Here is a 14038-nt window from a genome sequence, read left to right as displayed (position 1 = left end):
GTGGGGCGCATGAGCACCGGTCACGTCGTCGCCCGTATCGGCAAGCCGCACGCGCTGCGCGGCGAGGTGACCGTGCAGCTGCACACCGACGAGCCCGAGGTGCGACTCGTGCCCGGCGCGGTCCTCACGACGCGGGCGCAGCCGGGCTCCGGCGTGCCCCGTCAGCTGACGATCGCGACGACCCGTGTGCACCGCGGGATCTGGCTCATCGGCTTCGAGGGCATCCCCGACCGCACCGGCGCGGAGTCCCTGCGCGGCACCCGCCTCGTCCTCGACGACGACGCCGTCCTCGCGCCCGCCGACGACGAGGACGACGAGGGCTGGTACGAGGAAGAGCTCGTCGGGCTCGAGGTCCGCGACACCGCGGGCGTCGTCCTCGGCACGGTCGCCGCGCTCGAGCTCGGCACCGCGCAGGACCGTCTCGTCGTCGACCTCGCCGACGGCGGGCGCACGCTCGTCCCCTTCGTCGAGGAGATCGTGCCGACCGTCGACCCCGAGGCCGGCCTCGTCGTGCTCGACGCGCCCCCCGGGCTGCTCGAGCTGGGCCGGGAGGGCTGATGAGGCTCGACGTCGTCTCGATCTTCCCCGACTACCTCGCGCCGCTCGACCTCTCGCTCATCGGCAAGGCGCGCCGCGACGGTCTCGTCGACCTGCGGGTGCACGACCTGCGCGACTTCACCCACGACCGCCACCGCACCGTCGACGACACCCCGTACGGCGGGGGAGCGGGCATGGTGATGAAGCCCCAGCCCTGGAGCGAGGCGCTCGACCACGTCCTCGGCACGGCCGACGACGCGAGCGGCCCGGCCCCGGTCCTCGTCGTCCCCGGCCCGGGCGGCCAGCCCTTCGACCAGGCGACGGCGCGCGAGCTCGCGCAAGCCCCGTGGCTCGCCTTCGCGTGCGGGCGCTACGAGGGCATCGACGAGCGCGTCTACGAGTGGGCGGCGCAGCGCATGGAGGTGCGTGTCCTCTCCCTCGGCGACTACGTCCTCAACGGCGGCGAGGTCGCCGTCCTCGCGATGACCGAGGCCGTCGTGCGGCTGCTGCCGGGCGTCGTCGGCAACGCCGAGTCGCTCCTCGAGGAGAGCCACGAAGGGGGTCTGCTCGAGTACCCGATCTACACCAAGCCCTCGGTGTGGCAGGACGGCGACGGGGTGACCCGGGCCGTGCCCGACGTCCTGCTGTCGGGCGACCACGCCCGGATCGCGGCGTGGCGCCACGAGCAGCGCCTCGAGCGCACCGCCGCCCGCCGGCCCGACCTGCTCGCCGCCGCGGCGACGGCCGGCGCGCTCGCCGATCTCGACGCCTCCGTCGCGACGCCGGCCGACGCCCCGGAGATCGCGGTCGTCCAGCGGGCCTGCTGGGCGCAGATGGTCGCCGTGCCGCAGCACTGGTGGGGCGCGCCGGCCGAGAGCGCGCAGGACGTGCGCGACGGGCTCGCGCACTGGGACACCCACGTCTTCCGCAGCGAGGGGCGCCTCGTCGCGTCCGTGCGCGTGCGCCGCGACCCCACCGACCCGGCGGTGTGGCAGATCGGACGGCTCATGGTCGTCCCCGACCTCCAGGGCCGTGGGATCGGGCGCCAGCTGCTCGCCCACGCAGAGTCGCTCGCGCCGCCGGACGTCACGACCTACTGGCTCAACACCGCGACCGAGGTGCCCCACCTCATGCGGATGTACAAGAAGGCCGGGTATCGCCCCGTCGGCCCCGGCGAGGGGCCGGGGACGACCGACCTCACGAAGAGGCGGGCGGCCGCCCCTTCGCCCTGACCGCCCCCTTTCGCCGAGGTATGGCAGACGGTCCTCGGATGGGCGATCGGGGGCGCAGATCTCCATACCTCGGCGAAGGGGAGGGGCCGGGCGAGGGGCGGGCACCCCTTCGCGCTGACCGCGCCGATTTCAGCTCTGCGCGGGTGCTCTGGCACCATGGACCACTGCGCCCGAGTGCTCTGCCCCTGCCACAGGGGGAGTGCGGCCACCAGGTCGGCACGCGGCGGACGGGCGCCGCACCATCTCCAGACACATCATGTGCGGGCGGCCTGTGGCGCTCGCGGGAAGCAGAGCATCATGCAGCGTTTCGACGCGATCGACCAGGCCTCCATCAAGGCCGACATCCCCGACTTCCGCGCCGGTGACACCGTCAAGGTGCACGTCAAGGTCATCGAGGGCAACCGCTCCCGTATCCAGGTCTTCCAGGGCGTCGTCATCCGTCGCCACGGCGGCGGCGTCGGCGAGACCTTCACCGCCCGCAAGATCTCCTTCGGCGTCGGCGTGGAGCGCACCTTCCCGCTGCACTCCCCGAACATCGACAAGATCGAGGTCGCGACCCGCGGCGACGTGCGCCGCGCGAAGCTGTACTACCTGCGCGGTCTGCGCGGCAAGGCGGCCCGTATCCGCGAGCGTCGCGACACCCCGGCCAGCTGATCGCCGGGCCGCTGCCAGGTGCAGCGCCTACGCTGAGGCCTCGATGAGCCACGAGACCGACGAGACGACCCCCACCGCCCAGCGGGAGGGGGTCGTCCCGCGTCGTGGGCGCCGCCTGCTCCTCCAGCTCGGGCTGGCCGTCCTGCTCGTCTTCCTCGTGCGCGGGATCGTCGCGCAGTCCTACTTCGTGCCGACCGCCTCGATGGAGCCGACGATCCAGGTCGGCGACCGCGTGGTCGTGAGCAAGATCCACGGAGAGCTCGAGCCGGGAGACCTCGTCGTCCTCGACGGCACCGGCAGGCTCGCGCCGGCGGACCGCTCGGCCTTCGTCTCCGACGGTCTGATCGGACGCACCCTGGCCTCCGTCGCGTCGACCTTCGGGATCGACCTCGGCGAGCAGGACTACCTCAAGCGGGTGGGCGCGGTCGGCGGGCAGCGCCTGTCGTGCACGCCCGAGGGCGGGCTCGTCCGCGACGGCGAGCCGGTCGCCGAGCCCTACCTGCCGGCGGGCGAGCGGTCGTGCACCGACCCCTTCGACGTCGAGGTCCCGCAGGGCCGGATCTTCGTCCTCGGCGACAACCGCGCCCGCTCGGCGGACTCGCGGTCGCTGCTCGGCAAGCCCGGCGGCGGGATGATCCGCACCGACGACGTCGTCGGCACCGTCGTGTGGCGGTACTGGCCGCTGTCGGCGCTCGGGTCCCCGTGACCTGCGCCGATGCCCGACCCCGACGACGGTGCACCGGACGGCTCGCGATGTGCGGGCCCGGCGCGCCGTCGGTGATACTGGCCGTGCCAGGCGTCCTGCCGCCGGCCGGACGAGCAAGGAGACCACGTGGGTACTGACGCCGACTCGGCACGCGCCGAGGCGAAGGACGAGACGCCGGAGGGCGAGCGACGACCCGGTGTCGGCGCCCGCATCGGCGGCGCCGTGCGCGAGCTGGTCATCGTCCTCGCGATGGCCCTCACCCTGTCTTTCGTCGTCAAGACCTTCCTGCTCCAGGCCTTCTACATCCCCAGCGAGTCGATGGAGGACACCCTCCTCGTCGGGGACCGGGTCGTCGTCTCGAAGCTCACGCCGGGCCCCTTCGACCTCCAGCGCGGTGACGTCGTCGTCTTCGGCGACCCGGGCGACTGGCTCAACGAGACGCCTCCCGTCAACCACGGGGCCGCGCTCAACGCGGTGCGCGACACGATGACCTTCGTCGGGCTGCTCCCCGACACCTCCGAGGGGCACCTCATCAAGCGCGTCGTCGGGCTGCCCGGCGACCGCGTCCAGTGCTGTGGCAGCGACGGCAAGCTCATGGTCAACGGCGCGACGATCGACGAGGCGAGCTATCTCAAGCCCGGGTCGAGCCCGAGCAGCGTCGACTTCGACATCACCGTGCCCGAGGGCAAGGTGTGGGTCATGGGTGACAACCGCGACGACAGCTCGGACTCGCGCTTCCACGACCCGAGCGGCACGGGTCGCGACGGCGCCGTGCCCATCGACCTCGTCGTCGGGCGTGCGCGCTTCACCGTGTGGCCGCTCGACCGCGCGTCGAGCCTGTCGAACCACTCCGAGGTCTTCGCCGACGTGCCGCGGACCCGCGCCGCGGCCGGCCCCGGCGGCCAGGTCGTCGCCGCGCGGTGATCGCGTGAGCGCTCCCGCCCGGCTGCCCGCCCGCCGCACGAAGGGGGGCCGCCCCACCTCGACCAAGCCCAGCCTGCGCGTCGAGCGCGACCTGCAGCGGCAGGGCTTCCGCGTGCTCGCGGGCATGGACGAGGTCGGCCGGGGCGCGCTCGCCGGGCCGGTGAGCGTCGGGGTGGTCGTCGTCGACGAGACCGTGGGCTCCGCCCCCCAGGGGGTGCGCGACTCCAAGCTCATGACGGCTGCCGCCCGCGAGCAGATCGTGCCGCGGCTGCAGCGGTGGGCGGTCGCGAGCGCGGTGGGCCACGCGAGCGCCGCCGAGATCGACGAGATCGGCATCATGGCGGCGCTGCGGCTCGCCGGGTGCCGGGCCCTCGCCGCCCTCGACGTCGTGCCCGACCTCGTCATCCTCGACGGCAACCACGACTGGCTCACCGCCCCCGAGGAGGTCGGGCTCTTCGCCGAGCTGTCCGAGGGACCCGCGACGCCGCCGGTGACGACGATGATCAAGGCCGACCTCGCGTGCTCGTCCGTCGCGGCGGCGAGCGTGCTCGCCAAGGTCGAGCGCGACACGCAGATGGTGGCGCTGGCGCAGGAGCACCCGCAGTACGGGTGGGCCGAGAACAAGGGCTACTCGGCGAGCGCGCACATGGACGCCCTCGCCGCGCACGGCCCGTGCGTGCTGCACCGCCGCTCCTGGAGCCTGCCGGGCGTCGGGCATGATGACCAGGTGCCCGCACCCGACCCTGAGCAGGTGAGCTCATGAGCGCCGAGGACCTCGAGAAGTACGAGACCGAGATGGAGCTCGCGCTCTACCGCGAGTACCGCGACGTCGTGCACCTCTTCAGCCACGTCGTCGAGACCGACCGCCGCTTCTACCTCGCGAACTCCGTGCAGGTCGACGTCCGCGGCGAGGGTGCCGAGGTGTACTTCGAGGTGACGATGGAGGACGCGTGGGTGTGGGACATCTACCGTCCCGCCCGCTTCGCCAAGCACGTCCGTGTCGTCACCTTCAAGGACGTCAACGTCGAGGAGCTCGCCAAGAGCGACCTCGAGGTGCCGAAGACCGGCTTCTGAGAGGTCCGGGTCCTTCGGCGCCGGAGGGCCGCCGGGGCCTCGGTCGGGGAGGTCGGTCGGGGAGGTCGGTCGGCGCCGTGTGGTGAGGGCCGGCCGGGAAACCTCGGCGAGACCGGGACACCCCTGCCTGACCTGGTCATGACCCGGTCTTCCACCGGTTTCCCGGGCGCGGGCAGATGTCCCGGTCGCGGGCGGGTGTCCCGGACCGCACCGGGGACCCTGCCGTCCGAAGGGGGGTGAGCCCGGACCTAGCCGTCCGAAGGGGGAGCCCGGACTCGTCGTCCACAGGCTGCTCGTCGCCGCGGTCGTCGTCCACAGGGGAGCGCCCACCCCTTCGTGACGGGGGAGCGCCGCCGTTGACTGGCGGCGGAGGTGGTCGAGATGACCGAGATCCCGACGGATCGACGGCAGGTGGGGGCCGAGGGCGAGCGGGTGGCCGAGCGCTACCTCGTCGCGCGGGGCATGGAGGTGGTCGACCGCAACTGGCGGTGCCCCGCCGGTGAGGTCGACCTCGTGCTGCGCGACGGCGACGAGCTCGTCGTGTGCGAGGTCAAGACGCGGCGCAGCACGCGCTTCGGGCAGCCGGTCGAGGCGATCACCCGCGCGAAGCTCGCCCGCCTGCGCCGGCTCGCCGGGTGCTGGCTCGAGGCCCACGAGGTGCCGACGCGGCGGGTGCGGCTCGACGTCGTCGCGCTGCTGCGCCACCCGGACGGCACGTACGCCGTGACCCACGTGCGAGGGGCCGGCGCATGAGCATCGCCGTGACCCGGGCCGTCGCCCTGCGCGGCATCGCCGGCCATGTCGTCGACGTCGAGTGCCACATCGGCCACGGGCTGCCGTGCTTCGAGCTCGGCGGTCTGCCGGACACGGCGCTGCGCCAGGCCCCGCAGCGGGTCCGGGCGGCCGCGCTGTCGGCGGGCTGCTCGCTCAACGCGCGCCAGCTCACCGTCAACCTCTCGCCGGCCGCGATCCCCAAGCACGGCACCGGCTTCGACCTCGCCATCGCGGTGGCCGCACTGGCGGCGGCCGAGGCCATGCCCGCCGACGCGGTCCGGCCGGTCGTGCACGTCGCCGAGCTCGGTCTCGACGGCCGGCTGCGCCACGTCACGGGGGTCCTGCCCGCGGTCCTCGCGGCGCGCGAGGCCGGCTGCCGCCACGTCGTCGTGGCGCCCGAGGACGTCGTCGAGGCACGGCTCGTCGACGGGGTGCGCATCTCGACGGCGCAGCGCCTGGGCGATCTCGTCGGTGCGTACCGGGCGCTGCGCGGTGGGTCCTGGCTCCCCGAGGCGGACGAGCCGGTCTCGCAGGCAGCGAGGGCGCCGGGCCGCACGCTGGACCTCGCCGACGTCAGCGGGCAGCACGAGGCCCGCGCCGCGCTGACCCTCGCAGCTGCCGGAGGGCACCACCTCATGCTCACGGGGCCGCCCGGATCGGGCAAGACGATGCTCGCCGAGCGCCTCGTGACGATCCTCCCGCCGCTCACGTCGGCCCAGGCCCTCGAGACCCTGGCGGTGCGCTCGCTCGTCGGGGCGGTGCTGCCGGGCCGTCTCGACCTGTCGCCCCCCTTCGTCGCCCCGCACCACTCGGCCTCCACCGCGGCCCTCGTCGGCGGCGGCTCGGGCGCGGTGCTGCCCGGCGCGGTCTCGCAGGCCCACCACGGCGTGCTCTTCCTCGATGAGGCGGCGGAGTTCGCCGGCTCGGTCCTCCAGGCCCTGCGTCAGCCGCTGGAGTCGGGCCAGGTCGTCGTCGCCCGGGCGCGCGAGCGGGTCACCTACCCGGCGCGCGTCCAGCTCGTCCTCGCGGCCAACCCCTGCCCGTGCGGCGAGGGCTACGGCAAGGCGCTCGCCTGCCGCTGCCGCCCGACGGAGCGTCGGGCGTACGCCGCCCGGCTCAGCGGTCCGCTCATGGACCGCGTCGACATCCAGGTGCAGGTGCCGAAGGTGAGCCTGGCCGACCTCAGCGAGGTGCCGCCCGACACGAGCGCCGAGATCGCTGCGCGGGTGCAGGTCGCCCGTGACGCGCAGCGGGCTCGCTGGCAGCGGCACGGATGGACGCTCAACTCGCAGGTGCCCGGCCCGGTCCTGCGACGGGCACCGTGGCGGCTGCCGCGCGGGGTCACCGCGACCCTCGACCGCGCGCTCGAGCTCGGGCAGATCACCGGCCGCGGCTACGACCGGGTGCTGCGCCTGGCGTGGACGAGCGCCGACCTCTTCGGGCGTGAGGTGCCGACCTCGTCCGACGTCGGCCTGGCGCTCATGTACCGCACCCAGGGCGCGGTGGCGGCATGAGCGCCCCGCTGCGTGCACCTGGCCCGGGCGAGCAGCGGGTCGCCCACGACATGGTGGGCACCGACGAGCGGCGGGCCCGGCTCGCCTGGGCCGCCGTGCTCGAGATCGGGCAGGAGCGGGCGTCGCACGACCCGCCCGCGCTCTGCCGCTCGATCCGGGAGCACGGCCACGTCGGGGCGTGGCACCGACTGGTCGCCGGCGAGCTACGCGGTGCGGACGGCGCCAGGGCACGGGTGCTCCAGACCGACGTCGACGCCGAGCTCTCGCGGGTCGAGCGCGTGGGCGCGCGGGTCGTCGTGCCCGGTGACGACGAGTGGCCCGACGGCCTCGCCGACGAGCGGGTCGAGCCTCATGTGCTGTACCTGCGCGGGACCGACCACCTCCGTCACGTCGCCGCGCGTGCGGTGGGGGTCGTGGGGTCGAGGGCGAGCACCGGCTACGGCGAGGCGGTCGCGCGCGACCTCGGCGCCGGGCTGTCGTCCCGGGGGTGGGGCGTCGTGTCGGGCGCAGCCTTCGGGATCGACGCCGCCGCGCACCTCGGCGCGCTGGCAGTCGGCGGGCCGGGGGTCGCCGTCCTCGCGTGCGGGCCGGACCAGGTCTACCCCCAGGCGCACCGCCGCCTCGTCGACGAGATCGCGCAGACGGGCGTCGTCGTCACGGAGCAGCCCGTCGGGCGGGTCGCCCGCCGGCACCGCTTCCTCACCCGCAACCGGCTCATCGCCGCGCTGTCGCGCTGCGTCGTCGTCGTAGAGGCCGGCCCGAGATCGGGCTCGCTCAACACCGCCGGCTGGGCCGAGGCGCTGGGTCGCCCGGTCGGTGCCGTACCGGGCCCGGTGACCTCGATGTCCTCCGCCGGGTGCCACGAGCGGATCTCGCGGGGCGAGGCCCACCTCGTCACCGACGCCGAGGACGTGCTGCGGCTCGCGGCGCCGATCGGGGACCCCGACGTGCTGGCGCGCGAGGACGTCGGCGCGCTCGGTCCGGCGCGGGACGCCGACGTGCTGACCCAGCACCAGCGCCAGGTCTACGACGTGCTCGCGCCACGACGCGAGTCCAGCGTCGGGCACATCGCGACCGAGCTCGCGCTGCCCGTCACCGAGGTGATCACCCAGCTCGCCGCGCTGCAGCTCGAGGGCTTCGCCGCGCAGGGCGAGTCGGGGTGGGTGCGGCGGCACCCGGCGGGGTCGCCGCACCGGTAGGGCCGCCGTCCGGGGGCGTCCCCCTCCGCCCCCGGCCGGTCCGCGTCCTCATCGACCTCTCATCCCGCTCCGATGGGATGGACGCTCGAGACGGAGGGGGCGTCATGGGCCGAACGGCACGGCAGGTCTACGGGCGCGCCCGGGCGGCGGCCGCGTCCGTGGCACGGCTGCGCCCCGGCCAGGGTGCGCCGCCCGCCATCGAGCACCGCGACCGGGTCGACTCCGCGCTCCTGCTCGTCGCCCGTCTCGAGCTCGACGAGCCCGCCGTGCCGGACGGGGGGACGCATCGCGACTTCCTTCGGGGCGAGCGCTTCGTCGCATGCCCGCGCCTGCCCGCGGGAGCAACCCACATGCTGCCCACTCCATGGCGGCTCTCGTGGGGATCGGAGGTGGCCGGTCATGACCTCCGCAGGTCACGAGCCGCGGTCGCGGCCGACGCCGTCGTGCTCGCCAAGCACGACGACCCACGCGCGGGGCTGAAGCTGCGCTCGGCCTACGTCGACGACGCGCGGGTGGTCGGTGTCGTGCCGGACGTCCCGGGCCGGGCGAGCACCGCTCTGCGAGTCGCGACCTCGCACGCCGTCGTCGGCCGGTACGCGCCCTACCTCATCCCGCCGCTCCTGGCGATGGGTGACCTCCCAGCCGGGTCCGGGCGCTACTTCGTCGAGGGCTGGGTGACTGGTCGGCCGCTCATGTCTCCCCGACGGCTGGGGGAGGCCGTAGGTCCGTTGTGCGACGCCCTCACGCAGGTGCACGCGGGGTACGGCACGAGTGCCCTGCCGCTCAGCCGGGCGCCGGGCGCGGTGACGGCGGGCCAGTGGGCCGTCGTGAGGGCTCTCGGCCTCGTCCCGGACGCCGTCGCGGCCCGGGTGGCCGATCTCGTCGAGCGGGACGTGCGCGTGCGCTGCTCGTGGACCCATGGCGACACGGTGTCCTCCAACGTCCTGAGCTCCGGTGACGAGCATGTGCTCGTCGACTGGGAGAACGCCGGCTTCGCGCCGGTGATGAGCGACGCGGCCAAGCTGCACCTCTTCGCCCACGACGGGCCGCGGGCGCTCGCCGACCTCCTCGAGGTCTTCGGTCGGCACCGGCACGGTGCGACGTGCACCGCGGGCGAGGAGCTCGCCCTCAGCCACGCGCGGCTGCTCGCGGCTTACCCGGCCCGACGCAGACGGCTCCACGGCCACCCACGCGCCGAGGCGTACGAGCTCCAGGTGCGGCGAGGGGCCCTGCGACTCGCCGAGGCGCTCGCCGCCTGAGCACGACGGCGGGTGCGAGGTGCGACCGTGGGGGAGTGAGCACACCGACGGCACCGGCCTGGGCGCAGCGTCATCTCGACGACTTCGTCGGGCATCTCGCCGCGGAGCGCGACCGTTCCGAGCACACGGTGCGCGCCTATCGCGGCGACGTCGGGGCCTGCCTGGCCTGGTGCGCCGAGCACGGCGGCACCGGCTCCCTGCGCGAGATCACGCTCGCGGACCTGCGCTCGTGGCTCGGCGAGATGTCGCAGCAGGGGGTCGCCCGCAGCACCCTGGCCCGGCGCGCGGCGGCGGTGCGCACCTTCTTCGGATGGGCGCGACGAACCGGTCTCGTCGACACCGACCCGGCCCTGCGCCTGGCGAGCCCGCGCCGTGAGCGCACCCTGCCCGACCTGCTCACCGCGACGAGCGCCGGCGAGCTCCTCGACGTCGCCGAGGTCGCCGCCGACGACGACGACCCCGTGCACCGGCGCAACCGCGCCGTCCTCGAGCTGCTCTACGCGACGGGGATCCGGGTCGGCGAGCTCGTCGGGCTCGACGTCGACGACCTCGACGCCGACCGACAGGTCGTGCGCGTGCTCGGCAAGGGGCGCAAGGAGCGGGTCGTGCCCTACGGCGCGCCGGCCGCCCGCGCCCTCGAGGAGTGGCTGCGCGACGGCCGACCCCGCCTGGCGGTGCCCACCTCGGGGCCCGCGCTCTTCCTCGGCCGTCGGGGCCGCAGGGTCGACCCGCGTCAGGTGCGCACCGTCGTCCACGACCTGCTGCGGCACGTCCCCGACGCCCCCGACCTCGGCCCCCACGGGCTGCGCCACAGCGCGGCCACCCACCTCCTCGACGGCGGCGCCGACCTGAGGATGGTCCAGGAGCTGCTCGGCCACGCCTCGCTCGCGACGACCCAGATCTACACGCACGTCTCGGCCGAGCGGCTGCGGCGCTCCTACGACCAGGCACACCCCCGGGCCTGAGGGTCACGGCGCCGAGAGCGAGGCGACCGGCCTCAGCCCCTCGGCACCGGTAGGAGGATCACCCGCACCCCGCCGAAGAAGGGGCGCGGGTCGAGGTAGTCACGCCCTCGCAGGGCGCCGACGTGCAGGCAGGTCGACGGGGCGCAGTGACCGGGCTCGGGGCTCAGCGTGCCCAGTCGCTGACCGCGGCCGACGCGATCGCCCGTCTCCACCGCCGGGGCCACCGGCTCGTAGGTGCTGCGCACCCCGTCGGCGTGGGTCACGGTGACCGTGCCGCGCCCCGCCACCCGGCCGCGGTGGGTGACCACGCCGTCGGCCGTCGCCCGGACGGGCTCCCCGGTGGACCCGGCGAGGTCGATGCCGCGGTGACCCGGCCCCCACCGAGACGTCGGGGCCTCGAAGGGGGCGACGACCTCGGGCCGCGGGCGCAGCGGCCAGGCCCAGCGGGCCCCCTTCGCGCTCGTCTCGACCTCGCTGCCCGGCGTGCTCTCGACCGCACGCGGCGGGGTGGCCGTCGGGGGAGAGGTGACGGCGGCGGCACCCGCGAGGGCGACGACGGCGAGAGCGGCAGCGGGCACGGCGGCGGAGACCATGGGGCCACCGTCCCGCCCGCAGGTCGGCGACGGCACCCAGCAGGGGCGGGTGTGGACGACAGCCCCGCGCCCCGTGCCCCTGTGGATCAGGCGCGCAGCCGGGCCGTGCCCTCGCGGATCCTGTCCTCGCTCTTGCAGAAGGCGAAGCGCACGAGGCTCTCGACGCCGGCGGGGCTCTCGCAGAAGGCGCTCACCGGCACGGCGGCGACGCCGAGCCGCTGCGGGATCTCCAGGCACCAGGCCATCGCGTCGCTCACCCCGATCGGCGCCGCGTCGGCGACGACGAAGTAGCCCCCCTGCGGCACGAGCGGCTCCAGGCCGGCGGCGCGCAGGCCGTCGACGAGCAGGTCCCGGCGGCGGCCGAGCTCGCGCGTCAGAGGGTCGACGAGCTCGCCGATGCGCCCGAGGCCCTCCGCGACGGCCGGCTGGTAGGCCGCACCGCCGGAGAAGGTCAGCCACTGGCTCGTGCTGGCGACGACCTCGACGAGCTCGGGGGCGCCGCTCGCCCAGCCGACCTTCCACCCCGTGACCGAGAAGGTCTTGCCGGCCGAGGAGATCGTGATCGTGCGCTCCCACATGCCCGGCAGGCTCGCCATCGGCACGTGCTGCACCCCGTCGAAGGTCATGTGCTCGTACACCTCGTCGGTGACGACGACCGCGTCGTGCCGGCGCGCCTGCTCCGCGACGAGCTCGAGCTCGGCCGGCGTGAAGACCTTGCCCGTCGGGTTGTGCGGGCTGTTGAGCAGGATGACCGCCGTCCGCGGGCCGCAGGCGGCGGCGAGCGCGTCGGCGTCCACCGCGAGGTCCGGGGCGCGAAGGGGGACCCGCCGCAGCGTGCCCCCGGCGAGGTCGACGAGGGCTGCGTACGCGTCGTACGCGGGCTCGAAGGTGACGACCTCGTCACCGGGCTCGACGAGCCCGAGGACGCTCGCGGCGAGCGCCCCCGTCGCACCGGTCGTCACGGCGACGCCCGTCGCCGGGTCGACCGGCAGGTCGTAGTGCTCGCGCTGGTGGCGGGCGACCGCCTCGCGCAGCTCGGGCACGCCGCGCGAGGGCGGGTACTGGTTGTGCCCTGCGGCCAGCGCCGCGCGCGCCGCCTCGACGACGGCCTGTGGCGCCGGGTCGTCAGGGAAGCCCTGCCCGAGGTTGACCGCGCCGTGCTGGAGCGCCAGGCCGGACATCGTCGCGAAGACGGACTCTCCGTGCGGGCGCAGCCGCCGCACGAGCCGCTCGCTCATGACCGGACCTCGCCGTCGGCCCCCGAGCCCAGACCGGCCAGGCCCGAGTCGACGGCGGTCGCGGCGAGGGTGAGCAGGAGCCGGTCGCGCGGGTCGTCGAGGGAGAGGCCGGTGAGCTCCTCGACCCGCTTGACGCGGTAGATGACGGTGTTGCGGTGGCACACGAGGTCCTCCGCCGCGTACGTCGCGGAGCCTCCGTGGCGCAGCACGGCGACGAGGGTCTCGAGCAGCACCTCGCGGGTCACGCCGTGGACCGACAGCAACGGACCCAGCGTGCCCTCGACGAGCTGGGTCGTCAGCGACGGGCTGGCCGCGAGGAGCGCCTCGGGGAGGCGCTCGGAGATGTCGACGACGGCGTCGCTGCCCCGGGGGAGCGACACGGCGGCGGCGAGGGCGCTGTCCTGGGCGGCGAGGACCCCGGAGAGCCCGTCGCGGCAGGTCGCCGACCCGACGCGCCCCCGGACGGTGCGCTCGAGCACCTTGCGCACGCGGGTCCCGTCGTCAGGGCTCGGCACGAGACCGAGGACGTGGGCGCCCTGGCGGCGCCAGTGCGAGAGGTACCCGGCGTCCTGCAGGCGCTCGCGCACGAGGTCGGGCGTCGAGGGCCCGTCCGCGGGCGGGAGCCAGACGAGGACGAGAAGGGCGGAGTCGTGGTCGAGGCCGAGCACCGAGCGCGCCCGGGCGGCGAAGTCGGCCTCGGCGCCACGACCTTGGCTCAGCCCCTCGAGGACCTCGGCGACCCGGGCCGGGTCACGCTGATCGCGGGCCAGCTCCTCGCGTCGGTAGCTGTCGCGCAGCACCGTCCCCTGCACGTCGAGGGTCGACCACAGCAGCCGTCCGGCCCGCATGAGCGCCCGGTCGGGCACGTCGAGGCGGTGGCCGGCCTCGAGCAGGGCCTCCCACATGAGGCGGCTGCCGATCATGTACGTCGTGAGGACGATCTCCATCGGCACGCCCTGCTGGGCCCGGCGCCGACCGGTCTCGCGCCACAGGTCGATGGCCCGGCGCTGGGCCGGGCGCTGGTCGGCGAGGCGCTCGATCCCGGCGCGCACGTGGTCGCGGATGCTCGCCCGCAGCTCGGCGGCGCGGCCGGGCTCGTCGAGCCCGTAGCCGAGGTCACCGCCGTCGAGCAGCTGAGCCGCGACGGCCTCGGCGATGTGATCGGCCCGTGATCGCAGCGCGTCGAAGGCGGGGGCGAGGACCTCGCGCTCGGCGCTCGTCAGCAGCACCGTGCCGTCGCCCTGCTCCGCGGCCTGGTCCGGCCCGGGTCGGTGGCTGGTCTGCGTCATGACCCCAGCATGTCAGTCTCCTGCCGCCGACCGTCGACGACAACGGGCGCAGGGCACTGGGTGTCTTGTGCGGTGCGCCC

At 75.1% G+C, this 14038-nt stretch carries 15 protein-coding genes; 12 read left to right on the top strand and 3 right to left on the bottom strand.

The features are described 5' to 3' along the window. The first annotated feature begins 9 nt into the window (after window positions 1–9). The 12 genes from rimM to ABIB53_RS01885 all read left to right on the top strand — a co-directional run bounded on the left by rimM (window position 10) and on the right by ABIB53_RS01885 (window position 10838). A complete protein-coding gene (gene rimM, locus ABIB53_RS01940) occupies window positions 10–558 on the top strand; it encodes a ribosome maturation factor RimM (RefSeq protein ID WP_354586918.1) in 549 nt (182 codons plus the stop codon). Then, window positions 558–1769, top strand: a complete 1212-nt coding sequence (gene trmD, locus ABIB53_RS01935) for a tRNA (guanosine(37)-N1)-methyltransferase TrmD (protein ID WP_354586917.1) — start codon at window positions 558–560, stop codon at window positions 1767–1769. The genes rimM and trmD overlap by 1 nt, the downstream gene beginning before the upstream one ends. Window positions 1770–2066: 297 nt before the next feature. Next, a complete protein-coding gene (rplS, locus tag ABIB53_RS01930; protein WP_123093266.1) occupies window positions 2067–2423 on the top strand; it encodes a 50S ribosomal protein L19 in 357 nt (118 codons plus the stop codon). Window positions 2424–2466: 43 nt separating this feature from the next. Then, on the top strand, window positions 2467–3129 hold the full coding sequence (gene lepB, locus ABIB53_RS01925; protein ID WP_354586915.1) for a signal peptidase I: 663 nt from the start codon (window positions 2467–2469) through the stop codon (window positions 3127–3129). A 126-nt stretch (window positions 3130–3255) separates the two neighbouring features. Further along, complete coding sequence (gene lepB / locus ABIB53_RS01920; protein ID WP_354586914.1) at window positions 3256–4053, top strand: signal peptidase I; 798 nt, start codon at window positions 3256–3258, stop codon at window positions 4051–4053. A gap of 4 nt (window positions 4054–4057) precedes the next feature. Then, window positions 4058–4816: a ribonuclease HII gene (rnhB, locus tag ABIB53_RS01915; RefSeq protein ID WP_354586913.1), complete on the top strand. Its 759-nt coding sequence runs from the start codon at window positions 4058–4060 to the stop codon at window positions 4814–4816. Further along, window positions 4813–5127: a DUF2469 domain-containing protein gene (locus ABIB53_RS01910; protein WP_068274666.1), complete on the top strand. Its 315-nt coding sequence runs from the start codon at window positions 4813–4815 to the stop codon at window positions 5125–5127. The genes rnhB and ABIB53_RS01910 overlap by 4 nt, the downstream gene beginning before the upstream one ends. 381 nt (window positions 5128–5508) lie before the next feature. Further along, window positions 5509–5880 carry a YraN family protein gene (locus tag ABIB53_RS01905; protein WP_354586911.1) on the top strand — a complete coding sequence of 124 codons (372 nt, stop codon included), beginning with the start codon at window positions 5509–5511 and terminating at the stop codon, window positions 5878–5880. Then, window positions 5877–7415 carry a YifB family Mg chelatase-like AAA ATPase gene (locus ABIB53_RS01900; protein WP_354586910.1) on the top strand — a complete coding sequence of 513 codons (1539 nt, stop codon included), beginning with the start codon at window positions 5877–5879 and terminating at the stop codon, window positions 7413–7415. The genes ABIB53_RS01905 and ABIB53_RS01900 overlap by 4 nt, the downstream gene beginning before the upstream one ends. Further along, the gene (gene dprA / locus ABIB53_RS01895) at window positions 7412–8614 is read left to right on the top strand and encodes a DNA-processing protein DprA (protein ID WP_354586909.1); all 1203 of its coding nucleotides are present in this window, start codon (window positions 7412–7414) and stop codon (window positions 8612–8614) included. The genes ABIB53_RS01900 and dprA overlap by 4 nt, the downstream gene beginning before the upstream one ends. Before the next feature lie 104 nt (window positions 8615–8718). Beyond that, window positions 8719–9873, top strand: a complete 1155-nt coding sequence (locus ABIB53_RS01890; RefSeq protein ID WP_354586908.1) for a phosphotransferase — start codon at window positions 8719–8721, stop codon at window positions 9871–9873. A gap of 35 nt (window positions 9874–9908) precedes the next feature. Beyond that, entirely contained in the window at window positions 9909–10838 is a 930-nt protein-coding gene (locus ABIB53_RS01885; protein ID WP_123093262.1) for a tyrosine recombinase XerC, read from the top strand. A gap of 32 nt (window positions 10839–10870) precedes the next feature. Here the strand turns inward: ABIB53_RS01885 and ABIB53_RS01880 are convergent, their stop codons facing one another. From ABIB53_RS01880 to ABIB53_RS01870, 3 genes are all read right to left on the bottom strand, one after another. Beyond that, entirely contained in the window at window positions 10871–11431 is a 561-nt protein-coding gene (locus ABIB53_RS01880; RefSeq protein WP_354586907.1) for a M23 family metallopeptidase, read from the bottom strand. Window positions 11432–11517: 86 nt separating this feature from the next. Next, complete coding sequence (locus tag ABIB53_RS01875; RefSeq protein WP_354586906.1) at window positions 11518–12669, bottom strand: aminotransferase class I/II-fold pyridoxal phosphate-dependent enzyme; 1152 nt, start codon at window positions 12667–12669, stop codon at window positions 11518–11520. Next, entirely contained in the window at window positions 12666–13958 is a 1293-nt protein-coding gene (locus tag ABIB53_RS01870) for a PucR family transcriptional regulator (RefSeq protein WP_354586905.1), read from the bottom strand. The genes ABIB53_RS01875 and ABIB53_RS01870 overlap by 4 nt, the downstream gene beginning before the upstream one ends. Window positions 13959–14038 lie beyond the last annotated feature (80 nt).

Source organism: Janibacter sp. UYMM211 (genome assembly GCF_040547045.1).
Taxonomy (GTDB): domain Bacteria; phylum Actinomycetota; class Actinomycetes; order Actinomycetales; family Dermatophilaceae; genus Marihabitans; species Marihabitans melonis.
This window is presented reverse-complemented; position numbering and strand designations above follow the sequence as displayed.